The sequence below is a fragment of the Winslowiella toletana genome (genome assembly GCF_032164335.1).
GTDB lineage: Bacteria > Pseudomonadota > Gammaproteobacteria > Enterobacterales > Enterobacteriaceae > Erwinia > Erwinia toletana_A.
This window is the reverse complement of sequence record NZ_CP134152.1, coordinates 2,885,833-2,909,094: the sequence shown is the minus strand read 5'-3', so window position 1 is coordinate 2,909,094 and position 23,262 is coordinate 2,885,833. Positions and strand designations below refer to the sequence as shown.

Sequence of the window (23,262 nt, the reverse complement as noted above, 5' to 3'; positions counted from 1 at the left end):
CGTTCACGTAATCGCCTCTCTGCTGAAAGAGAAGCGGGAAATGAAACCAACTGTAAGGTGCCACTATGGGAAGACAGAAAGCAGTGATCAAAGCTCGTCGTGAAGCAAAACGTGTGCTTCGTAGCGATTCACGCAGTCATCGTCAGCGTGAAGAAGAATCGGTCACCTCGCTGGTGCAAATGGGTGGGCTGGACTCTATTGGTATGGCGCGCGACTCGCGCGATCACTCACCGATTGAAGCCAGGAATGAAGCTCAGGCACACTATCTCCATGCCATAGAAAAGAAACAACTGATCTTCGCGACCGGTGAAGCAGGTTGCGGTAAAACCTGGATCAGTGCTGCGAAAGCGGCAGAGGCCCTGATTCACAAGGATGTCGAAAGGATTATTGTTACGCGTCCGGTACTGCAAGCGGATGAAGACCTGGGCTTTTTGCCCGGTGATATTTCAGAGAAATTCGCACCGTATTTCCGGCCAGTGTATGACGTTCTGGTTAAACGTCTGGGTTCTTCCTTTATGCAATATTGCCTGCGACCTGAAATCGGTAAGGTCGAAATTGCGCCCTTTGCCTACATGCGCGGGCGCACCTTTGAAAACGCCGTGGTGATCCTTGATGAGGCGCAAAACGTCACCGCCGCCCAGATGAAAATGTTCCTGACCCGCCTTGGGGAAAACGTGACGGTTATCGTCAACGGTGATATCACCCAGTGTGACTTACCGTCTAACGTGCAGTCAGGCCTCAGCGATGCATTAGCGCGCTTTGAGGAAGATGAGATGATTGGCATCGTGCGTTTTGGGAAAAATGATTGTGTGCGTTCGCTGCTCTGTCAGCGCACGCTGCACGCTTATAGTTGAGTGAGTTAATCTGTAGCCGCAAAAGCCCGGCCTCACGTCCGGGCTTTTTTTTACACGATATTTCAGCCGCTGTCAGTGAAACAAAATCTGATTAATCACATTGTTAAAAAGTCTGATTCTGTAAGAAACGATCAACAAGAGCATGTAACTTGTCTTTTGCAACTTTATGAGAGAGGAAAGTTCATGCCACCGCTAAGCGTAACAAATTCCAGTGTGCCGATTAATAGCCATTCTCGTTCGATTTATGAAAGCGTTAAGCCAGCTTCTCCGGAACATCAAAACGTCAAAAAATTATTGGGCCAGCCGCCGGATAATAAAATGCTGCGGCCTCTGCCGGCAAATTTGGCGGTCGCATTCCAGACAAATAATGCTGAGGCATTAAAAAACTATATGGAGGAAAAAAATCTGCAGGTGTTATCTTTAGCCGTGACGACGGATAACAAAGTCAGTGCTGTTTTTACCCTTAGCTATCTGGGGCGTAATGATGGCTTTAGTATGGAGCAGTCCCATATTGAAATCAGCGATGCTCTGCCACAGACGCTGAATAGTTGTGCAGCATTCGAAGATTTTTTCAGTTGCTTGCAAACATCCGCAGAGAACGGCAATCTCAAACAATTTACCAGCATTGAGCATCCTGCGCCGAAATTATCCGGGAGTAACGCGGATAATATTACTACGACAGTAAACGGCCAGGAGTTTATTTTAACCGGTGAGCAGAGGGAAGAATTGGATGGGTTACTTGCTCCCTGGATGAAACTGGATGAAGAATTAAAAGAATTAAAACGTCTGATGGCAGAAATGCCTGATGGTCATCACCGCACCCGTGAGCAGCATGATTTATATGCCAGATTAATGGCAGAAGGGTATCAAAAGAAAATTTTATATGATGCACTGGATGATAAATTGGTCAGGCTGACACAACAATGGATGCCGGTAGATAACGAACGTTAACCACAGCGTTTCAGGTTGATAACTGCTATCTTCAAAAACAAAAAAGCCCGAACCGAAGTTCGAGCTTTTTTATCGAATATGGCGGTGAGAGAGGGGTTCGAACCCTCGATACGTTGCCGTATACACACTTTCCAGGCGTGCTCCTTCAGCCACTCGGACACCTCACCAATTTTTTGTTATCCCGTAAGGGCTAACGGGGCGCTACTATAGGGAGTCGCAGGGAAACGGTCAAGAAGATTTTTTCCCTTTCGTTATATTCGGTTAAGCTGTAACCAGCTGAGATTGCGCAGCAGAAAATAGCCCCACAAATGTGGGGCATAATTATTATTGATTCAGTGATTTAACCCGGTTGGCATAGCTTTTACGCAGCTTTTGTAATTTTGGTGGAATCACCGCCATACAATAACCATTTTGCTGACCACGACCGCTCCAGTAATCCTGATGATAGTTCTCCGCCGGATACCATTCGCCGCTTTCTATTGTCGTCACCACTGGCTGCTGATGATCCTGCTGGGCGCGCTGAATGGCCGCCTCGGCTTCCTGACGTTGTGCCTCATCAGCAGGGAAAATCGCCGAACGATATTGCGTGCCGATATCATTGCCCTGGCGGTTCAGCTGTGTCGGATCATGGGTGGCAAAGCTGATATCAAGCAGATCGCCGTAGTTAAGTTTTTCCGGGTCAAAACCAATGCGGATACCTTCCGCATGACCGGTGGTGCCGGTGCACACGTCTTCATAAGTTGGGTTAGCGGTGTGACCACCGATATATCCGCTTTCAACGGTCTCCACGCCGATCACATCTTTAAATACTGCCTCAGTACACCAGAAACAGCCGCCTGCAATCGTTGCGTATTCAATAGCCATGCTCAAACTCCCGAATGGTGATCGCTTATCCTGTTAGTGACAGGATAAGCACTCTGGATAAATCTGTTATCACATTGTAGTCGCAGAGGGAAGCTGACCACCAGGCACTGGATGCTGTCCGGGGTCATCATAGCAAATGCCACTCAACAGCCAGCGGCGTTACAGCGAGGCCTCAGGTTTACGTCCCAGTACCCGTTGATACTCTTGCCGTGCGGTGTTTTCGGAAAATTCTCCCGACCATTTGGCGATCACCACGGTAGCGACGCTATTGCCAATGGTGTTGCAGGTGGCAATTGCCATCGACATAAAACGGTAAACACCAAACAGCAGTGCCAGCCCCTCAACCGGCAGGTGCCCCACGGTGGTAACGGTGGCGGCAAACACCACAAAACTGCCGCCGGAAACTGCCGCTGCACCTTTTGAGGTCAATAACATAATTACCAGCACGCCGAGCTGCTGTTCCCAGCTCATCGGCACGCCATAAGCATTGGCGATAAACAGCACGCACATCGACATATAAATTGAGGTGCCATCAAGATTGAAGGCATAACCGGTCGGCAGCACCAGACCAACGCTCTGACGCGAGCAGCCAAAGCGCTCGAGTTTTTGCAGCAGGCGGGGCAGAGCGCTTTCGGAAGACGCAGTACCAATAACAATAAAGATTTCATCTTTAATGTACTGCAAAAAGCGCCACAGGCTGAAACCGCACAGCCGACACACCGTGCCAAGCACCACAAAAATAAAGAGGATTACCACGCTGTAGAACATCATTACCAGGTTGGCCAGCGACAGTAATACTGCCGAGCCGTTACTGCCAACGGCATAGGCGACTGAACCGAAGGCGCCCAACGGCGCAAGACGCATAATCAGGTTAATAAATTCGAAGAAGCACTCGGAGATACGGTTGATACCGTCTTCGATCACCACCCGGCGCTCTTGCTTCAGCGCCAGCAGACCAAAACCGAACAGCACCGCAATAATCAGCACCTGCAACAGCTGTCCTCCGGCGAAGGCACCAATAAAGTTATCCGGAAAAATACTCTGGATAAACTCCAGCGTGCCGCCAGGAACATGGCCTTTGGCGATGGCGGCGGTAGCGGCCGCCGTAGTGCCCGAGGTGGCATGTGCACCATACATGTCGGCACCGATATTCAACAGGTTACCGCTGACCAGCCCCAGCAACAGTGCCAGCGTGGAGATAACTTCAAAATAGATCAGCGCGCGTAAACCCACCTTGCCGACCTGTTTGATATTGCCCGCTGAAGCAATACCGTGCACCACGGTAAAGAAGATCAGCGGCGCGACGGCGGTTTTGATCAACTTAAGAAAGATATCACCGAGTATTTTAAATTTTTCCGCGGTTTCAGGGAAAATAAAGCCAAAACCGATACCGATAATCATCGCGGCAATCACCTGAAATGTCAGGTCATGCCAGAAAGGTTTTTTTGCTGTAGAGGACATGGTATTGATCTCTTTTTTTTATCAGCAGTGTAGGGTCGCCAGAGGCCTGATGACAGGCAGCCTCTGGCTGAGAGTCAGCGCTTAAATCTTTTCGCTAATGGCCACCGCACGGTCGACCATTTGTGGTGCCAGACCGAGGTAGTTGGCCGGTGTTGTTAACCTTTCCAGCGCCTGATAACTGAGTTTTTCAGTGACGATTCCCTGCTCAATCAGCGCAGCATGCAGACTGATATTGCGCTCATTGGCGATGCGGCAGGCTTTGTACACCACATCATGTGCCGCCTGGCGACCAAATAAGGGTGCCAGCCCCATCATTACCGCTTCGGCAACGATCAGCCCCTGGGTCAGATTAAGGTTTTCCAGCATCCGCTCTGTGCGGACATCGAGGCCCGACAGCATAAATTTCGCCTGCTCAAGTGCGGCGGCGCTCAACAGGAATGATTCGGGAATCGCTATCCACTCTGCCTGCCACGGGCCGGTTGAGCGCTCAAAGTCCTGGATCATCGCATCCAGCATCAGGCCAGATTGCTGGCGGACACCTTTGGCAGCGGCGTAAATCAGCTCACAGGAGATCGGATTGCGCTTTTGCGGCATCGTGCTGCTGGCACCACGACCCATCACAAAGGGTTCGTAGGCTTCACCCAGTTCGCTGGTCATCATCATCATGATATCGAGCGCAATTTTTCCTAATGAACCGGTAACCATTGCTAAAAAATTTACCGTTTCTGCAAATCCGTCGCGCGCCACATGCCAGGTGGCCTGTGGTACGCCCAGCTGCAATTCAGCCATCATTGCCTGCTGTACTTCCAGCCCCTTGTCGCCGAGTGAGGCGAGGGTGCCAGCGGCACCGGCAAACTGTCCTACTTCTACTCGCGGGCGTAGCTGTTGCAGACGCTGCGCGTGGCGATCGAACATACTGAGCCATACCGCGCATTTATAACCAAAGGTCACCGGCAGGGCTTGCTGCAGATGGGTACGCCCGGCCATCGGCGTATCACGATAGCGCTGGGCTAAATTTCGTAACAGCTCGCGTACGCTGTCGATATCGCGGCCAACAATCTCCAGCGCACTGCGGATTTGTAACACCACGGCGGTATCCATAATGTCCTGAGTGGTGGCTCCCCAGTGCACGTAGCGACCTGCCTCGCCGCAAATTTCCGACAGTTGCTCAACCAGCGGCAGAATTGGATAACCAACAATTTCAGTTTCATGCTGCATTTTCGGCAAGTCGAGCGCGGAATAACGGGCGCGTTGCGCAATAATTTCTGCCGCTTCGTCCGGGATGACGCCGCAGCTCGCTTCTGCTTTGGCTAACGCTATCTCGCTCTCGATATAGCGTTCTATCAGGCTTTGATCGGAAAAAACCGCTCTCATCTCTGCGGTAGCAAACATATTTTTGAACAGTGACGAGTCATAAACTGTGCTGGACATAGGCGATACTCCGTAATTAATGTCCGTACATTTTAATATGTACGTACATTACAGATATGCCATTGCTGATATACTGTCAATCTTCAATGAGCAGGGATTGTCAAAAGTATGAGCCAGACACGTTATTCCACCGTTGCTGAAGATCTGACCGAAGCCATCGCCAGCGGCACCTATCCGGTTGGTAGCCTGCTGCCGACCGAGTTTGAGCTGTGTGAGCTATATAATGTCAGCCGACATACGGTACGCGCCGCTATTCTCAAGTTGCAGGAGCAGGGGCTGGTGTCGCGCAGGAAACGAGTAGGGACGCGGGTGGAAGCCAGCAAGCCGTATACCGGTTATTCACAGGCACTGGGATCGCTGTCTGATCTGGCGCATCTGGCTGAAACGCAAACCCGCAGCATTCAGCAGATTCGGCACTTTGTCGCCGATACCAGCGAAGCCTGTCGGCTGGAAATTCAGCCTGGCGGCCACTACTTTTGCGTGTCGAGCATCCGGGTCGATCAGCAGCATGGACGCACGCCGATTTGCTGGACCGATGTCTATGCCGATGAACGCTATGCTGAAGTGATACCGGCAGCGCAGGCGAAAAGCCAGGAGCTGATCGCTTCGCTAATCGAGCAGCAGTTCGCGCGGCATATTGCCGCAATTGAGCAGCGAGTACAGGCGGTGTTACTGTCAGAAACGCTGGCGCAGCAACTTAATGCACGTGCGGGCACACCGGCGTTAAAAATTACCCGTTTTTATCGTGACGAGAGTGGTGAAAATATTGTGGTGTCCGAAACGATACACCCGGAAGATCGCTTTACGCTGATTATGCATGTGGAGCGGGACAAGCATCGTAGCTGACGGGCTTTAACTGACTCGCGCCTCACATCGAAAGAAATGAGGCGCGATTGCAGGCAGGTGATATTAACAGAGTGATTTTAGCGTTTAAAACGACATTGTTACGCCAGCATAATAAGCACGGCCCGCTTCGTTATAGGTTGATGCCCCTTCATTGTCACGCCAGACGCGTTTATCAAACAGGTTGCTGATACCGGCATTCAGACGCAGATTTTTTACTAAATCATAATTGAAACCGATACCGGCTACCGCATAGGCGCCAAGCTGGTTGGTTGACAGCGCGTCGACTTCGTTACGAATTTCCACGTATTCACGCGGTTTCTGCCGTCCATAGAAGGTCCAGTTCAGATTGGCAGATAACTTATCGGTCACCTGATAGTCGAGCATTGTATTAATGGTGTACTCAGGAATCACCGACAGCGGATTACCGGTATCTTTATTTTCCGACGTAATCATATAAGTCGCATTGGTGCGCCAGTTAAGCTTCTCTTTAACCAGTGGAACCGTCAGATTTGCTTCCAGCCCTTCAACTAACGCCTTACCGCCGTTTTCCCAGCGCAGGATGTTATAATCGTTGGAGGCATAGCCAATAATATCAGTGCCTGAAACGATTTTATTTTTGTAATCATTACGGAAATAGGTTATCCCGGCGCTAAAATCGTTTTCGCTATACTCCAGTCCAATCTCTTTGTTGATGCTGACTTCCGGATCCAGATCGCTGTTGCCCATTAAGTAGCAGCCATTAGCGGCGATATCATTCGGGCAGCCATTACCACGGGTTGCCAGCAGATAACCGTCGCTGGACTGGTAAAGATTCGGCGCTTTAAATACCCGCGCGATACCGGCTTTAATTTTAACGTGGTCGGTTAGCGCCTGCGAAATATTCAGGCTCGGACTCCAGTTGCTGCCAAATTTGCTGTGATAGTCAAAACGCAGGCCGGGAATCAGGTTGGTGCCCGGCGTGGCTTCTATGTTGTCCTCAAAATAGAGTGCGCTCAGTTCAGCACTGTTTTTCGCGCTGCGGCCCGCAGGATCGCCAGAGATGCCCCCAATGGTAATACCGGTGGCATCAGTAACCTGCATCGACGCTGGGTCGTTTAATTGTTCACGGTTCCATTCGGCGCCGAGCGTTACGGTTTGCTCTAACCACAGATCGAGCGGCAGGGTGATTTCACCGCTGGTACGGACATTTTCCAGTCGGCTGGTCTGGAATTCATCACCGTTAATCATCCCTTCAACGCGCCCGGTAGAACCTTCCTGCAGGCGGGTATTATTCGTTTTTTCGTAGTAAACGCCAACGCGCGACTGGCCCCAGTCCCAGATGCCGTTATGCGTGATGCCGTAAGTCTGGCGGTAGAGACGATTGGTCTCCTGACCGTATAGCGATTCAACCAGATTATTTGGGCTGGCGTTGCTGTTGCTGTACTGAGTATCGCCAGCATAGATATTGCCCTGGCGACTGTAGCTCATATCGAAATCGACAATTTGCGTTGGGGTGATTTTCCACGACAGCAGGGCATTAATATCTTTATTGCGCACGCCCTCTTTACCCGCGGCATAAGAGCCGTTATGCGCATTATTGATATCCCAGGCGTCGGCGTCAGTTTTGTTGATATTGCCATACAGGCGCATCGTCAGTGCGTCACCGGCCAGTGGGCCGTTCAGGCTGAAGTTCGCACGTTTGGTCGCGCCTTCTTTGTCATCTTCCGGCTGGTTGGTAAACAGAGAAAGTGTGCCGTGCCAGTCATTGGTCGGGCGTTTGGTGATGATATTAATCACCCCGCCAGCGGCTCCGGAACCATAGCGGGCCGCAGCGGGGCCGCGCAGAACTTCAATGCGTTCAACCATTTCCGCCGGTACCCAGTTGGTATCACCGCGGGTATCGCGCTCGCCGCGCCAGCTGTAGCGCACCGAGTTACGCGAGGTAGTTGGCACGCCATCGATCAGAATCAGGGTGTTTTCGGGCCCCATACCGCGAATGTCAATCTGGCGGTTATTGCCACGGCTGCCGCTGGCGCTGTTGCCGGTCAGATTAACACCCGGCATTTTGCGAATAATATCAGAGAGATCGTTTACCGGAGGATCTTTAGCAATATCCTTCGCCGTAATGATCGAGACGCCCGGTTGTTGTTTGAGTTGAACTTCTGCCGGCGCCTGAACCACCATCTCCGCTTCATCACTGGTTACATCTGCTGCGGCATAACTGTTTCCGCTCAGTAAACCCGCCAGAAGTATTGCTCCAGGCCTCATTTTGCAAGAGGTTGTGTGAACCATGGAAATTATCCCTGATATTGTAAAGATATATTATTGAACGATTATGATAACGATAATTATTTCCATTTGTAGTCATGAAAGTGAAACTTCACAAAATCTCCATGATTGATGGATAAATCATCATAAAAAGTAGGGTTGTACAAATTTTCTGACTGGATTCAGGGAATTAGCTGATTGAAGGTCGTAAGGAGAAAATTGTGCAGAATTGGCGTGTTACATCAATTTCGCGGCTAAAAAAACACTGACGTCTAAGGGAAATGTTTATTATCTGCGTCAATCGCGTATGATTGTCACACTTCGTAATACGAATCGTTTGCATTTTAATTCGCTGTTACATGCCTTCACTTTTCAGGAGAGAAAATGAAATTACATTTTGCGTTAGCTTCGTCGCTGGTTGCTGCGAGTTTGATTCTCACAGGTTGTGACAATGCATCCGCTGAAGCAAAGGAATCAGCCACCGTCAGTATTAAGCATGAGCAGGGAACCACTCAGGTGCCGGTCAATCCGAAAAAGGTGATTGTACTGAATCCTTCGACGCTGGATATCGTCGATGCGCTGAATATTCCGGTGGCTGGCGTACCGCAAAACAGTACTCATCTTCCCCCGTTCCTGGCGAAATACAGCGGCAAGGAGTATCTCAACGCCGGTACGCTGTTTGAGCCGGATTATGAAGCCCTGAGCAACGCGAAACCTGATTTGATTATTGCCGGTGGCCGCGCGCGCGATGCTTATAATAAGCTCAGCGCCATTGCACCGACCATTGCCCTTGATATCGACAGCCAGCATTTTGTCGACAGCCTGACAGAACGCACTGAACAACTGGGGTTAATTTTTGATAAGCAGCAGGAAGCGAAAACGTTACTCGATAACTTCAATCAGAAAATTACCGAGGTTAAAGCAAAATCCGCCAATGCCGGTAGCGCGATGGTGGTGATGATCAGCGGCGGCAAAATGTCTGCTTACACCCCAGGCTCACGTTTCGGTTTTGTGTTTGATGTGCTGGGCTTTAAACCCGCCGCGAATTTCACCCAGACCGGTCGCCACGGCAACGTGGTCTCTTCTGAGTTTATTCTGCAAACCAATCCACAGTGGCTGTTCGTGCTGGACCGCGATAATGCCATTGGCCGTAATGAAGGACAGTCCGCACAACAGGTGCTGGATAACCCGCTGATTGCGAAAACCGATGCCTGGAAGAATAAGCATATCGTTTATCTCGACTCCGCTTCACTGTATATCGCCGGTGGGGTGCAAAGTTACAGCCAGCTGATGGATAAAATCAGCAGCACGCTGGATCAGGCAACGCAGGGACAGTAATTTCCGCTGATGAAAACCTTTCAGTATGTAACAGGCCTGGCGGTGGTGCTGGGCCTGATGATATGGAGTCTGTGCGTCGGCGCCAGCCATATGACGCTCAGCGGCTTCTGGTCAGATCCTGATATGCGTGACATCTTTTTAATCAGCCGCGTGCCGCGTACCGTGGCGCTGCTGCTGGCCGGCAGCGCGATGAGCGTAGCCGGTTTGATTATGCAGATGCTGACGCAGAACCGTTTCGTTGAACCCTCAATTGCCGGTACCACCCAGTCAGCCAGTCTTGGCCTGCTGCTGGTAATGATTTTCAGCCCGTCCGCCTCGGTGCTGGTAAAAATGGTGGTTGCCACGCTGTTTGCCCTCGGCGGCACCGCGCTGTTTATGCTGCTGTTGCAACGGATGCGGATTAAATCGCCGCTGATGGTGCCGTTGACCGGCATTATGCTCGGGGCGGTGTTCAGTGCGGTAACCACCTTCCTGGCGATGGAATTTGATCTGCTGCAATCGCTCGGCAGTTGGGATTCTGGCGATTTTTCCGGTGTTATACAGGGGCGCTATGAGCTGCTGTGGATTGTTGGCGTGCTGACGCTGCTGGCAATGTTGATCGCCGATCGTTTTACCGTGGCCGGAATGGGCCGCGATTTTTCCATTAACGTCGGGATTAATTATCAGCAGGTGATGCTGACCGGTATGGCAATCATCGCCGTTATCTGCGGCGTGGTGGTGGTAGTGGTCGGCGTGTTGCCATTCCTTGGGCTGATTGTGCCGAATATTGTCAGTATGGCGATGGGCGACAATCTGCGGCGGACTATTCCCTGGGTGGCGTTGTGCGGCGGTGCGCTGGTGTTGCTGTGCGATATCATCGGGCGCTTAATCAGTTATCCGTTTGAGATCCCGGCCAGCGTTATCCTCGGGGTAATTGGCGCGCTGGTTTTTCTGATCTTAATACTGAGGACAAAACGCCATGCAGGTTAATTCCTCATCCTCAAACCCGCGCGTGGTGGCAAAGCGGCACAGCTTAAGTTTACCGGCCCGACGCTTGATTCTGCTTGCTGCAGTGGCGCTGGCGGCAATCGTGCTGTTTATGACCATTAATCTGCGTGGCAATATTCAGTATATTCTGGTGCATCGCGGGCTGATTTTAGCCACCATGCTGCTGGTGGCGTTTGCCTCCGGTGTCGCCACCTTACTGTTCCAGACCGTCACCAATAACCGCATTCTCACCCCTTCGGTGATGGGGCTTGAAGCGCTGTTTATTCTGATCCAGACCACCATGATATTTTTTGTTGATGCGGACGGGTTCGGCATCTTCGGCGTGACGGGCAAATTTCTTTGCGAAGCGCTGCTGCTGGTGGTGTTTTCTGTCCTGCTCTATCGCTGGTTATTGACCGGTGTTGGCATCAATTTGCATCAGGTATTGTTGGTGGGGCTGGTGTGCGGCACGCTGTTTCGCAGTGTCTCTAATCTGTTGCAACGCCTGTTGTCGCCGGGCGAGTTCGCGATTCTGCAAAGCCGTATTTTTGCCACCTTTACCCGTGCTGCGCCAGAAATTATTGCCGTGGCAGCGGTGCTGACGGTGCTGATTGCGCTGGCAATCTGGCGGATGCGCCACGTGCTGGATGTGATAGCGCTTGGGCGCAATACCGCGATTAATCTTGGCGTGGCTTATCAGAAGCAGGTGGTGGTGATTCTGCTGCTGGTCTCGCTGCTGGTGGCTGTCTCCACCGCGCTGGTGGGGCCGCTGACCTTCCTCGGCTTGTTAGTGGCTAACCTGACTTATCAACTGATTGGCTCGCACCGTCATGAATATTTGCTGCCCGGCGTGGTGCTGACCGGCATTATTACGTTAGTGGGTGGACAGCTAATTCTTGAGCGGGTATTTAGTATGGCAGGCACGCTGTCGGTAGTGATTGAATTTACCGGCGGGGCGCTGTTCCTTTACCTTTTGATCAAAAAGGCTAAGTTGTGATTGAAATAAACGGTGTGGTTAAAAAATACCAGCAAACGCCGGTACTGAATCAGATTAATGAGCGCATTGCTGAAGGCGGGATTACCTCGATTATTGGCGCCAATGGCGCCGGTAAGTCGACGCTGTTATCGATTATCAGCCGCCTGCTGACGCCGGATGCCGGCAACGTGAGCATCAGCGGGCTGGATGTTGCCACTACATCCGGTGACCAGCTGGCAAAGATGCTGTCGGTGCTGCGTCAGGAGAATCACTTTACCAGCCGCCTGACGGTTTACGATCTGGTCGGTTTTGGCCGTTATCCCTACAGCCGTGGCCGGCTGACTAAAGACGATCTTCAGCATATTGAAACCGCGCTGGCGTTTCTTGATTTGCTGCCGTTAAAAGATCGTTATCTGGATGAGTTATCGGGTGGACAGCGGCAGCGCGCTTATGTGGCGATGGTGTTATGCCAGGACGCCAAATATGTGCTGTTGGATGAACCGCTAAACAATCTTGATATGAAACACAGTGTGGCAATGATGAAGCAGCTGCGCCGGGCGGCGGATGAGTTGCAAAAAACCATTGTGCTGGTGATTCATGATATCAATTTCGCTTCGGTTTACTCCGACCATATTATTGCGATGAAGCAAGGAGAGGTAATCTATCGCGGCACGCCGCAGCAGATTATGAATTCTCCAACCCTTGAAGCGATCTTTGATACCCCGGTGACCATCGAACAGGTCGGCGGCCAGTATATAGCGGTATATTATCGTTAGTGCCGCGCCGCTAAACCCTTTTCTGGGGTGATTACCGCCGTAATAAACGCTTTTTAGTCATCATATCGGACTGTGCTGTTATCAGCACAGTCCGATGAATAGTGTTATCAATTAAAGACGTATTCTCGCCTCGATGCAGTATTTCATTTTTCCCTCCTCACAATTAAAGACATCGTCATAAGTTAGAACACAAGATTATTGGTGGCGTGCGCAACTTCCTGTCAGGTTATTCCATATTGTTCTTTATGGATGATTTAAATTGCAATTTGGTTCTAAGCTATTGCAGTTTTTCGCTAACTTATAAGCCAGGAGTCGCAGTATGAGTTTAAACGCCTCAGCTAATTTGCCAGTGCTGGACTTTGCCTTATTAAACGGCAGCGCCCGACAACGTCAGGCTTTTCTCAGTCAGTTAAGCCAGGCGGCACGTGATATCGGTTTCTTTTATTTAATCAATCACGGCGTTGATGCCGCGCTTCAGCAGCAGGTGCAGCAGGTAGCACAACAATTTTTCGCGCTGGATGAAGCAGAGAAAGCGCAGGTGGCAATGGCTAATTCGCCGCATTTTCGTGGTTATAACCGACCCGGATCGGAAATCACCCGCAGCCAGCCTGACTTACGTGAACAGTTTGATATCGGTGCGGAACGTGAAGCTTTGACGCTGGATGCCAGCTCGCCGGTATGGCTTCGTTTACAGGGGCCGAACCAGTGGCCGGCCGCGCTGCCGGAATTAAAGTCTTCGCTAATACGCTGGCAGCAAGAGATGACGCAGATGTCGCTGCGCCTGTTGCGGGCGTTTGCCGCGGCGCTGGAACTGCCGGACGACGCCTTTGATCCGTTGTTCGGTGATAAACCTAACGAACATATCAAACTGATCCGTTATCCGGGGCAACCGGCGTCCGCCAGTCAGCAAGGCGTAGGCGCGCACAAAGATTCGGGTTTCCTCAGTTTTCTGTTGCAGGACCACCAGCCCGGCTTACAGGTGGAAGTTGAACCCGATCGCTGGATCGATGCGGTGCCGATTGCTGGAGCCTTTGTGGTGAATATCGGTGAGTTACTGGAACTGGCGAGCAATGGCTATTTGCGTGCCACCGTACATCGTGTGATATCGCCACCGGCCGGCCAGCAGCGGCTGTCGATCGCTTTTTTCCTTGGCGCACAACTCGACGCGGTGGTGCCGGTATTTCAACTGCCGGAGCATATTGCCCGGCTGGCACAAGGGCCGGCCAGCGATCCGCTGAATCCGCTGCTGCGTGATGTCGGCTGGAACTATCTGAAAGGACGTCTGCGTTCACATACCGATGTGGCGCAGCGTTATTACGCTGATTATCTGAAATAAACCGACAATAACTGATGCTGATAAGGGATAAATAATGAAAAAAACGTGGGTAGTGATAGCTGGTCTGGCCATGTCGTTAAATATGATCTCCACTGCAATGGCGGCAGAAGCGTTGCGGGTGGCGGCCGATCCGGTGCCACATGCGGAGATCCTGCAATATGTTAAGAAGATCGACCCGTCGCTGGATCTGAAAATTATTGAGTTAACCAGTGGCGTAAATGCCAACGAATTACTGGCGCATGGTGACGTTGATGCCAACTATTTCCAGCACGTACCTTATTTGCGCGATCAGGAGAAGGCATTAGGTCAGACATTCGCTGTGGCGGCCACGGTACATATTGAACCGTTGGGTATTTACTCACGTAAAATCACCTCGCTACAGCAAGTGCCGGATAACGCCACGGTGGCGGTGCCAAATAATGTCACTAACCTGAGTCGGGCACTTTATCTGTTGCAGGCAAACGGGTTAATCAAACTTAAAGCCGGTTTTAACGATCCGGCTAAACACCAGGCTACGCCGAAGGATATTGCGGAAAATCCGAAGCAGCTGAAAATTCTGGAAATTGAATCACCGCAGATCCCGCGCTCACTGGATGATGTTGAACTGGCAGTGATCAACGGTAACTATGCGCTGGAAGCCGGGCTGGTGCCGGCGAAAGACGCATTAGGCCTGGAGAATGCAGACAATAATCCGTATGCCAATATTCTGGTCACGACGCCTAAGCTGGCAGCCGATCCGCGGATTAAAAAGCTGGCTGAAGATCTGCAATCGCCAAAAGTGGCGGAATTTATTCGACAGAATTATCAGGGATCGGTGATTCCGGTAGCAGGTAAATAAGATGATTAGCGTTGAGCAGCTGGGGAAAATCTATGCCGGTAACCCAAGACCGGCGCTGGATAATATCACGCTGACCATTCCCGATGGTGCCATTTATGGCATCCTCGGGCGCAGCGGAGCGGGTAAAAGCACGCTGATTCGCTGTCTCAACCTGCTGGAACGCCCGACCTCCGGGCGTATTATGCTGGATGGCCGCGACCTGATGACGCTGACGGCGGCAGAGTTGCGCCTTCAGCGTCAGCGCACCGGCATGATATTTCAGCATTTTAATTTACTGCATGCCAAAACGGTGGCAGAGAATATCGCCGTTCCGCTGGAAATCGCCGGAGTAAAAAAAACTGAGCGCCTGGCCCGGGTGGCAGAACTACTGGCGCTGGTCGGCCTCAGTGACCGGCGCGATGCCTGGCCATCGCAGCTGTCCGGCGGCCAGAAGCAGCGGGTTGGTATTGCACGCGCTCTGGCGGCGAAACCGGACTATCTGCTGTGCGATGAAGCAACCAGTGCGCTGGACCCGGAAACCACCGGCTCAATTCTGGCGTTGCTGGACGACATTAATCGCCAGCTTGGGTTGACCATTGTGTTGATCACCCATGAACTGGAAGTGGTGAAAAGTATTTGTCATCACGCCGCGCTGCTGGAACACGGCAGGGTAGTGGAAAGCGGCGCCCTTGGGCAGCTGCTGCTCGACCCGTCGTCGAAGCTGCGTAGCCAGTTGTTGCACGATCGCGAAGCGGAAAGGGCATTTTTACGTAAACATGGCGTCAGAGAGGGGGCATTATGCGCGGTCGCGTAGACTGGGAAACGTTCTGGGATCTGATGCTGAACGCCACGCTGGAGACTCTCTATATGGTGGTTGTGGCAGCGTTGTTTACGGTGGCGATAGGTCTGCCGCTGGGCATCGTGCTATTTATCACCCGCAAGGAGGGAATTCATCCGGCCGCTACGCTTAATCGCCTGTTAAGTGGGCTGGTCAATATCGGGCGTTCTTTGCCGTTTATCGTGCTGTTGATTGCGCTGATCCCTTTTACCCGGCTGATTATCGGTACCACGCTCGGCACCACCGCCGCGATTGTACCCATTACCATTGGCGCCTTTCCTTTTTTCGCGCGTATTGTGGAAAACGCGCTGGATGAAGTTGATAAGGGGCGGATTGAAGCCATTTTGTCGATGGGCGGCACCGGCTGGCATATCGTCAGTAAAGTGCTACTGCCGGAAGCGTTACCGGCCTTGCTGGCGGGAATTACCCTGACCACCGTGCTGCTGATCGGTTTTTCATCGATGGCGGGGGTGATAGGCGGCGGTGGTCTGGGAGATTTGGCGATTCGTTATGGTTATCAGCGTTTTAATAATCAGATTATGATCGGCACGGTGGTTACGCTGATTGTTCTGGTGCAGCTGGTGCAGACGCTGGGCGATCGGCTGGTGCGCTCGCTGGCGCATCGACGTTAAAGAGAGGTTTCCTTCAGGGCCTGGTTGGGTAACCGGCTGTGGATGCAGCCGGATGCAGCCGGATGCTGCCGGTAGTGGCGGGCATAAAAACCACCGATGGCTTTCAACAGACTGGATTTACCACAACCGCTGCCAACAATAAAATTCCGCAGTATCTTCTTTCTGAACGTCATATTTTTTCCCGCAGAGGTAAGGGCAAAGCCTGAAACGCTTGCCGGTTGAAAAACGGCATGAGATTAATATCGTGCAGAGTTATTCGCCGTTTGGAAACGGCTTTTCAGGAATAATATGTGCGTAAAAAACGATATGCTTTTTATTGCTTTATTTTTTTGAAAATCCGGCAAGGGAAAGGGTGTAATGATTATTGGAAAGAATGATTCCATAATGCGAGATTATTAAGTGGGTTATTAAACTGCAGCGGTAAATAAGGGGTAAAAATACAGTAATAATTAACTGGCAAGAATCAAAGATAAACTTGTCGATAAATCATTTCTTCATAACGCAGCTGTTTCAGAATGCTCTTAAATTATCATCATTCTGGCAGAAGCCAGAACAGGGTCTATACTGAACTGTGATGTCATCCGCAATTTGGTCAGAGAAAATGAATCAGGCAGGCAAAAATTATCGATCTGCGACAGGAGAAAAGCAGCGCAGTACCAGGAAAGAGCGCATTACCAGGAAAGAAAGTTGGCAGTCAACCACCTGTCGTCAGTTGCCCTGTTGTTTCCGCTTTCTTTCGCCGATAAATAATTTATTTCTGCCCCGACAGCAACTATTTTATTCTGGCATGACAATGCAGAACATTTTCCTGACCGGATTATTTCAGTCGTTATTTATCCGAATGATTAATCATCAAATTAACGTCTGCAATCTGATGCAGATCGGGAGAAGAGTGTGAGCAGAGAATCCGAAGGTTTCCCTTCTTTAAGTGGCGGCCTCTACGCGTTTTTCTTCGATGTCGATGGCACCTTAGCGGCTATCAAACCGCGCCCCGATGAAGTGTCGATTCCGGCAACGGTTCGCGCCACACTGCAAGCGTTATCCACTTTGAGCCACGGGGCGGTAGCGCTGATTTCCGGCAGGCCAGTTGAGCAACTGGATCAGTTGGCTGCCCCTTTTTACGCGCCGCTGGCTGGAGTTCATGGTGCTGAACGTCGCGATGCCACAGGTGAACTGCACCGTATCAGTTTGCCGGATGAGGTAGTGACGCAATTGCATGAAACCCTCAGCAGCAGTATCAGCAACTGGCCAGGTACGCAGCTTGAGACTAAAGGTATGGCTTTTGCCCTGCATTATCGTCAGGCAGAACAGTTTCAGGCGCAGGTTTTGCAACTGGCAGAGTCAATGGTGCAACGCTTTCCGATGCTGGCGCTGCAGCCGGGAAAATGCGTGGTGGAATTAAAACCGAAGGGAATCGATAAAGGCGCAGCGATAGCCGCCTTTATGCAGGAAGCGCCTTTCGCCGGGCGTATTCCGGTGTTTATTGGTGACGATCTGACAGATGAAGCCGGATTTCGTGTGGTTAATGCCATGAATGGCTTATCCGTAAAGGTCGGAGAGGGTTCAAGTCAGGCGCGCTTTCGGCTGAAAAATGTTGATGAAGTTTACAGCTGGCTTGAACAGATGAAATTACAATTAGATCAAGACAACCTCGGTAAGGAGTCAAGGTTATGAGTCGCTTAGTGGTCGTATCTAACCGTATCGCTGTTCCCGATGGTTCTAATAGTGCTGGTGGCCTGGCGGTCGGTATTCTGGATGCGCTGAAATCTACAGGTGGACTGTGGTTTGGCTGGAATGGTGAGATAAGCACTATCGCTGAAGAAGAACAAGAGCCGCTGGATATCGTCAAGCAAGATGGTATCACCTATGCCTCTTTCGGTCTGAGTCAGAACGACTACGACCTCTATTATTGCCAGTTTTCCAATACGGTTATCTGGCCCGCGTTTCACTATCGGTTAGATCTGGTGCAATACCAGCGTGAAGCCTGGGAAGGATATTGCCGCGTCAATGAATTACTGGCGGAACGTCTGCAACCGCTGGTGGAAGATGATGATATTCTGTGGATCCACGATTACCATCTGCTGCCGTTTGCAGCTGCCTGTCGCAAACTGGGAATGAATAATCGCATTGGCTTCTTCCTGCATATTCCTTTTCCTACGCCGGAAATTTTCAACGCTTTGCCGCCTCACGAAGAGCTGTTGCAGATGATGTGTGATTACGATCTGCTTGGGTTCCAGACTGATAGCGACCGCACCGCATTTCTCGACAGCCTGTCACTGCTGACTCAGGTTCAGAATAAAGGCGATAAGCAGCACCGTGCTTTTGGCAATGACTTTGCTACTGAGGTTTATCCGATTGGTATTGAGCCGGAAAGTATCAAAGAGATGGCTGAAGGGCCGTTGCCGCCGAAAATGGCCGCCATGAAGCGTGAGCTGGGCGATGCGAAAAATATCATTGCCTGCGAACGGCTGGATTATTCCAAGGGGCTACCGGAGCGTTTTCTGGCTTATGAAGCGCTGCTGGAGAACTTTCCAGAACATCGCGGCAATATTCGCTATTCGCAGATTGCGCCAACCTCACGTGGCGACGTGCAGGCGTATCAGGATATTCGTCATCAGCTGGAAACTGAAGCCGGGCGAATTAACGGTAAGTATGGCACGCTGGGCTGGACGCCGCTCTACTACCTGAACCAGCATTTTGATCGTCGCCTGTTGATGAAGATTTTCCGCCTGACCGATGTTGGTCTGGTCACGCCGCTACGTGACGGCATGAATCTGGTGGCGAAAGAGTATATTGCGGCGCAGGATCCGGATGACCCCGGCGTGCTGGTGTTATCGCGCTTTGCGGGTGCCGCCAATGAGCTTACCTCGGCGCTGATTGTCAATCCTTACGATCGTGACGAAGTGGCGGCGGCGCTGGATAAAGCCCTGACGATGTCGCGTACCGAACGCATCTCGCGCTATAACGATATGATGGCGGTATTGCGGGAAAACGATATTTCTCACTGGCGCGAAAGCTACCTGAAAGATTTGCAGGCGCTGGCACCGCGCACGGAAGATCATGAGATGAACCATAAAGTGGCAACCTTTCCACGCTTAGCCTGATAGCCGCGGCGAGACAGGACGGTAGTGAGGACGGCGTTTTGCCGTCCTTTTTTATTTAAGAAAACTCTATGCCCGCCGATAACTCCCTCGACGAACTGACATTAGCGGTCAAACATTCACACTACTAATGTAATCCTCGGTTACATCTCTTTTCTCTCCATGATCAGAAATCTCTCCCTGTTAACAAAACGTTGCGGAAAGCTGCTTTAAACCTAATCACCGGTACCGCGGTTTTAGACGGAGTTTTTGAGGATATTTATCTAAGTGACTAATTTTTCAGGAACTATAACTGAATTAAACTAGCGTTTAATGCTTCAATGGCATTAATTCCCAACGGTATATGCTGTTAAATTGTCTTAACAGCGCAGCTGTGACAGGTTAAGAGTGAAAAGTGAGCTTTTTCAGCAGTCGAAAAGGTCACTGAACCATTCTTTAACAAAAAATGGCGTAATTGTTCTTTTATTAATCTAATCAACAGCTTCGCTGATGGGTTTTCGGCAATAATTTGGCTTAAAAGTGTGATGCAGATCACACTTTATCTAAAATTAAGTCGCTCGCTCGTTGTATGTGGAAATCCAACGGGATAGAGTTGCGCTGCTTTCAGAATATTCTTAAATATGTAAGCGAACGTCTCGAAGCATTATTCTTAGCTCACCCCCTCTGAGGAGCGTGAGCGACGACGACTTACTAAACCAGTACTCGGCACGATGCGTAATCATTCAGCATACGTTTGGCTGCTGCCACGTGTTTTTGCCATCTTTAGATTTACCAACCAGCAACCAGGGAAGCGGAATTTATCCCGTGAACGTTAAAAGTAGTGTCAGTCAGGATGGGAAATAATGGGTACATCAGAATTACTCAAACATATATACGACATTAATTTGTCCTATTTATTGCTTGCACAGCGTTTAATTAACCAGGATAAAGCTTCTGCCATGTTTCGCTTAGGTATCGATGAAGCGATGGCAGACTCGCTGGCGCAATTAACCTTACCGGAAATGGTAAAACTCGCTGAGACTAACCAGTTGGTTTGTCAGTTTCGCTTTAACGATCATCAAACCATCAGCCGCCTCACTCAGGAATCTCGCGTGGATGATTTACAGCAAATCCATACCGGCATTCTGCTATCCAGCCGTTTATTACGCGAAACTTCAGCACGAGTTGAAGATTTGTCGAAAAAGAGAGCGGGATAATGAGTGAAAAAAGTATTGTCCAGGAAGCTCGCGATATTCAACTGGCAATGGAATTAATTACTCTCGGTGCGCGTTTACAGATGTTAGAGAGCGAGACGCAGCTCAGTCGTGGCCGTTTAATAAAGTTGTATAAAGAGCTACGCGGCAGCCCACCGCCAAAAGGCATGTTGCCGTTCTCAACCGACTGGTTTATGACCTGGGAACAGAACATTCATGCCTCAATGTTCTGCAACGCCTGGCAGTTTCTGCTGAAAAGCGGCCTGTGTCATGGCGTCGATGCGGTGATCAAAGCTTATCGTTTGTACCTTGAGCAGTGTCCGCAGTCGGATGAGACGCCGCTGTTGGCGCTGACGCGCGCATGGACGCTGGTACGTTTTGTCGAAAGTGGCATGCTGGAACTCTCCAGCTGCAAATCCTGTCATGGCAGTTTTATCACTCATGCACACCAGCCGGCTGGCAGCTTCGTCTGTAGCCTGTGTCAGCCGCCATCTCGCGCGGTAAAAAGACGTAAACTTTCTGCGCAGCCTGCCGATAACACTCCACAACTGCTGGATGAACAGGTTAAACGCGCCGTTTAAGATTGTTCGAAACGTGGAATGACATCCAGCAGCGGTTTTTAACCGCTGCTTTTTTTTGCTCTGCGTTTACCGAATAACACCCTCGGCTCTCTGGCTTAACATCCACCAACACGTTGCGGACGTAAGGATTTATTGTGCTGGTTATTTTAGGTTATTTGCTGGTGATTGGTTCGGTGCTGGGGGGCTACATGATGGTGGGTGGTCATCTTGGCGCACTCTATCAACCTTCGGAATTGCTGATTATTGGGGGCGCAGGCATTGGCGCATTTATTGTCGGTAATAACGGAAAGTCGATCAAAGCGACCCTGAAAGCCTTGCCGCTGTTAATGCGCGGCTCTAAATATAACAAAGCGCTGTATATGGATCTGATGGCGTTGCTGTATCGCCTGATGGCGGAATCTCGACAGCAGGGCATGTTATCGCTGGAAAGAGATATCGAAAATCCGCGCGAAAGTGAAATCTTTGCTAATTACCCACGCATCCTTGCCGATAACCGTCTGGTGGACTTTATCACTGACTATCTGCGGTTAATGGTGAGCGGAAATATGAATGCGTTCGAAATCGAAGCGCTGATGGATGAAGAGATCGAAACCTACGAGCACGAATGCGACGTGCCGGCGCAGAGTCTGGCGGCAGTGGGTGACTCTTTACCTGCATTCGGTATTGTCGCCGCGGTAATGGGCGTGGTACACGCGCTGGCCTCAGCGGATCGTCCGGCCGCCGAGCTGGGGGCGCTGATTGCCCATGCGATGGTCGGTACTTTCCTCGGTATTTTACTGGCCTACGGTTTTATTTCGCCACTGGCATCGGTGCTGCGTCAGAAGTGTGCGGAAACGACCAAAATGATGCAGTGCATTAAGGTGACGCTGCTCTCCAGTCTGAACGGGTATGCGCCGCAGATTGCGGTGGAATTTGGCCGTAAGACGCTGTATTCCACCGAACGTCCCTCTTTCAGCGAGCTGGAAGAGCACGTGCGTAATGCCAAATCACCGGCAAAACAGACTTCGGATCAGGACGCATGAAGAACAGCAGTCACCCCATCGTGCTGGTAAAGCGGCGCAAAGTGAAAAAACATGAGAGTTCGCATGGCTCATGGAAAATCGCTTACGCCGATTTTATGACAGCGATGATGGCGTTCTTTCTGGTGATGTGGTTGATTTCCATCGCCAATCCCAAAGAGCTGGTGCAGATTGCCGAATATTTTCGTACTCCGCTAAAGGTCGCGCTGAGTAACGGACCGCGCAGCAGTGACAGTGAAAGCCCGATCCCCGGCGGCGGTGATGATCCAACGCAGCAGCAGGGTGAAGTTAAAAAAGTGGTCGATATGGACGCGCAGAAACGCAAGCTGGATGAAATTCGCCTGAATCGTCTGCGTGAAAAACTCGATCAGCTGATTGAATCCGATCCCCGGCTGAAAGCGCTGCGCCCGCATCTGATCATCAATATGGTGGAGGAGGGGCTGCGTATTCAGATTGTCGACAGCCAGAACCGCCCGATGTTTAAAACCGGCAGTGCGCAGGTGGAGCCTTATATGCGCGATATCCTGCGGGCGATTGCACCCATTCTTAACGATATTCCTAACCGCATCAGTCTCGCCGGACATACCGATGATTTTCAGTATGCCGGAGGCGATCGTGGTTACAGCAACTGGGAACTCTCAGCCGATCGCGCCAATGCCTCGCGGCGTGAGCTGGTAACCGGCGGGCTGGCGAGCAGCAAAATGCTGCGCGTAGTGGGGATGGCCGACACCATGAAGCTGAAAAATCGCGGCGGTAATGATGCGGTAAACCGCCGAATTAGTTTGCTGGTATTAAATCACGATACCGAAGCGCAAATCGAAAAAGAGAACGCCGAAAGTGATGCGGTGCAGATTAACGATGCCGCAAGTATTAAACAAATTACCGTTCCGGCTGAACCGTCGGATGCGGCATTAACCCCAGACCATCAACCTGTACAGGCCGCGCCGAAGACTGCGCCACAGCCGGTGAGCTCGTTACCGACGGTGGCGGAGATTCCGTCGCAGCCTAATCGCGACTCACAGCCGAGGTGATACC

Annotated in this window: 22 protein-coding genes and 1 tRNA gene; 17 read left to right on the top strand and 6 right to left on the bottom strand. The window is 51.0% G+C overall.

Translation table 11 applies throughout. The annotated features are described in order from the left end of the window. The first annotated feature begins 65 nt into the window (after window positions 1-65). Together phoH and RIN69_RS13560 are read left to right on the top strand one after the other, a co-directional pair. Window positions 66-854: a phosphate starvation-inducible protein PhoH gene (gene phoH / locus RIN69_RS13565; protein ID WP_313852431.1), complete on the top strand. Its 789-nt coding sequence runs from the start codon at window positions 66-68 to the stop codon at window positions 852-854. A gap of 75 nt (window positions 855-929) precedes the next feature. Then, a complete protein-coding gene (locus tag RIN69_RS13560) occupies window positions 930-1,805 on the top strand; it encodes a hypothetical protein (RefSeq protein ID WP_313852430.1) in 876 nt (291 codons plus the stop codon). Window positions 1,806-1,884: 79 nt separating this feature from the next. Here RIN69_RS13560 and RIN69_RS13555 read toward each other — a convergent pair. The 4 genes from RIN69_RS13555 to RIN69_RS13540 form a co-directional block, all read right to left on the bottom strand. Further along, window positions 1,885-1,972 (bottom strand) — tRNA-Ser (locus RIN69_RS13555). 157 nt (window positions 1,973-2,129) lie between these two features. After that, the gene (gene msrA, locus RIN69_RS13550) at window positions 2,130-2,669 is read right to left on the bottom strand and encodes a peptide-methionine (S)-S-oxide reductase MsrA (protein WP_313852429.1); all 540 of its coding nucleotides are present in this window, start codon (window positions 2,667-2,669) and stop codon (window positions 2,130-2,132) included. Between the two features lie 159 nt (window positions 2,670-2,828). Next, a complete protein-coding gene (locus tag RIN69_RS13545; RefSeq protein ID WP_313852428.1) occupies window positions 2,829-4,130 on the bottom strand; it encodes a cation:dicarboxylate symporter family transporter in 1,302 nt (433 codons plus the stop codon). Window positions 4,131-4,211: 81 nt separating this feature from the next. Then, on the bottom strand, window positions 4,212-5,561 hold the full coding sequence (locus RIN69_RS13540) for a class-II fumarase/aspartase family protein (protein ID WP_313852427.1): 1,350 nt from the start codon (window positions 5,559-5,561) through the stop codon (window positions 4,212-4,214). Between the two features lie 108 nt (window positions 5,562-5,669). Here RIN69_RS13540 and RIN69_RS13535 point away from each other — a divergent pair, with 108 nt between their 5' ends. Further along, window positions 5,670-6,407 (top strand): GntR family transcriptional regulator, encoded by a 738-nt coding sequence (locus RIN69_RS13535; RefSeq protein WP_313852426.1) that lies wholly within the window; start codon window positions 5,670-5,672, stop codon window positions 6,405-6,407. Between the two features lie 84 nt (window positions 6,408-6,491). Here RIN69_RS13535 and RIN69_RS13530 read toward each other — a convergent pair whose 3' ends face one another. Continuing rightward, window positions 6,492-8,678 (bottom strand): TonB-dependent siderophore receptor, encoded by a 2,187-nt coding sequence (locus RIN69_RS13530; protein ID WP_390902374.1) that lies wholly within the window; start codon window positions 8,676-8,678, stop codon window positions 6,492-6,494. Between the two features lie 360 nt (window positions 8,679-9,038). On the opposite strand from RIN69_RS13530, the gene RIN69_RS13525 reads away from it, so the two are divergent. The 8 genes from RIN69_RS13525 to RIN69_RS13490 all read left to right on the top strand — a co-directional run bounded on the left by RIN69_RS13525 (window position 9,039) and on the right by RIN69_RS13490 (window position 16,333). Beyond that, window positions 9,039-9,992, top strand: a complete 954-nt coding sequence (locus tag RIN69_RS13525; RefSeq protein WP_313852425.1) for a siderophore ABC transporter substrate-binding protein — start codon at window positions 9,039-9,041, stop codon at window positions 9,990-9,992. Between the two features lie 9 nt (window positions 9,993-10,001). Continuing rightward, window positions 10,002-10,961 carry an ABC transporter permease gene (locus RIN69_RS13520; RefSeq protein ID WP_313852424.1) on the top strand — a complete coding sequence of 320 codons (960 nt, stop codon included), beginning with the start codon at window positions 10,002-10,004 and terminating at the stop codon, window positions 10,959-10,961. After that, window positions 10,951-11,955 (top strand): iron chelate uptake ABC transporter family permease subunit, encoded by a 1,005-nt coding sequence (locus RIN69_RS13515; RefSeq protein ID WP_313852423.1) that lies wholly within the window; start codon window positions 10,951-10,953, stop codon window positions 11,953-11,955. The genes RIN69_RS13520 and RIN69_RS13515 overlap by 11 nt, the downstream gene beginning before the upstream one ends. Beyond that, entirely contained in the window at window positions 11,952-12,710 is a 759-nt protein-coding gene (locus tag RIN69_RS13510; RefSeq protein WP_313852422.1) for an iron ABC transporter ATP-binding protein, read from the top strand. Before RIN69_RS13515 ends, RIN69_RS13510 begins: the two co-directional genes overlap by 4 nt. A 319-nt stretch (window positions 12,711-13,029) precedes the next feature. Then, a complete protein-coding gene (locus tag RIN69_RS13505; RefSeq protein WP_313852421.1) occupies window positions 13,030-14,046 on the top strand; it encodes an isopenicillin N synthase family dioxygenase in 1,017 nt (338 codons plus the stop codon). 70 nt (window positions 14,047-14,116) lie between these two features. Then, on the top strand, window positions 14,117-14,884 hold the full coding sequence (locus RIN69_RS13500) for a MetQ/NlpA family ABC transporter substrate-binding protein (protein WP_390902543.1): 768 nt from the start codon (window positions 14,117-14,119) through the stop codon (window positions 14,882-14,884). A 1-nt stretch (window position 14,885) separates the two neighbouring features. Beyond that, window positions 14,886-15,677, top strand: a complete 792-nt coding sequence (locus RIN69_RS13495; RefSeq protein ID WP_313852418.1) for a methionine ABC transporter ATP-binding protein — start codon at window positions 14,886-14,888, stop codon at window positions 15,675-15,677. Beyond that, the gene (locus RIN69_RS13490) at window positions 15,662-16,333 is read left to right on the top strand and encodes a methionine ABC transporter permease (RefSeq protein WP_313852417.1); all 672 of its coding nucleotides are present in this window, start codon (window positions 15,662-15,664) and stop codon (window positions 16,331-16,333) included. Before RIN69_RS13495 ends, RIN69_RS13490 begins: the two co-directional genes overlap by 16 nt. Here RIN69_RS13490 and RIN69_RS13485 read toward each other — a convergent pair. Continuing rightward, window positions 16,330-16,506, bottom strand: coding sequence for a hypothetical protein (locus RIN69_RS13485; protein WP_313852416.1), 177 nt, complete (start codon window positions 16,504-16,506; stop codon window positions 16,330-16,332). The genes RIN69_RS13490 and RIN69_RS13485 overlap by 4 nt on opposite strands. A 721-nt stretch (window positions 16,507-17,227) precedes the next feature. On the opposite strand from RIN69_RS13485, the gene otsB reads away from it, so the two are divergent. The 6 genes from otsB (at window position 17,228) to motB (ending at window position 23,258) form a co-directional block, all read left to right on the top strand. Then, window positions 17,228-18,007 (top strand): trehalose-phosphatase, encoded by a 780-nt coding sequence (gene otsB / locus RIN69_RS13480; RefSeq protein WP_313852415.1) that lies wholly within the window; start codon window positions 17,228-17,230, stop codon window positions 18,005-18,007. After that, complete coding sequence (gene otsA / locus RIN69_RS13475; protein WP_313852414.1) at window positions 18,004-19,437, top strand: alpha,alpha-trehalose-phosphate synthase; 1,434 nt, start codon at window positions 18,004-18,006, stop codon at window positions 19,435-19,437. Before otsB ends, otsA begins: the two co-directional genes overlap by 4 nt. Before the next feature lie 839 nt (window positions 19,438-20,276). Next, the gene (gene flhD, locus RIN69_RS13470; RefSeq protein WP_313852413.1) at window positions 20,277-20,630 is read left to right on the top strand and encodes a flagellar transcriptional regulator FlhD; all 354 of its coding nucleotides are present in this window, start codon (window positions 20,277-20,279) and stop codon (window positions 20,628-20,630) included. Next, entirely contained in the window at window positions 20,630-21,208 is a 579-nt protein-coding gene (gene flhC, locus RIN69_RS13465; protein ID WP_313852412.1) for a flagellar transcriptional regulator FlhC, read from the top strand. The genes flhD and flhC overlap by 1 nt, the downstream gene beginning before the upstream one ends. Window positions 21,209-21,342: 134 nt before the next feature. Beyond that, the gene (gene motA / locus RIN69_RS13460) at window positions 21,343-22,230 is read left to right on the top strand and encodes a flagellar motor stator protein MotA (RefSeq protein ID WP_313852411.1); all 888 of its coding nucleotides are present in this window, start codon (window positions 21,343-21,345) and stop codon (window positions 22,228-22,230) included. Next, complete coding sequence (gene motB / locus RIN69_RS13455; protein WP_313852409.1) at window positions 22,227-23,258, top strand: flagellar motor protein MotB; 1,032 nt, start codon at window positions 22,227-22,229, stop codon at window positions 23,256-23,258. The genes motA and motB overlap by 4 nt, the downstream gene beginning before the upstream one ends. Window positions 23,259-23,262 lie beyond the last annotated feature (4 nt).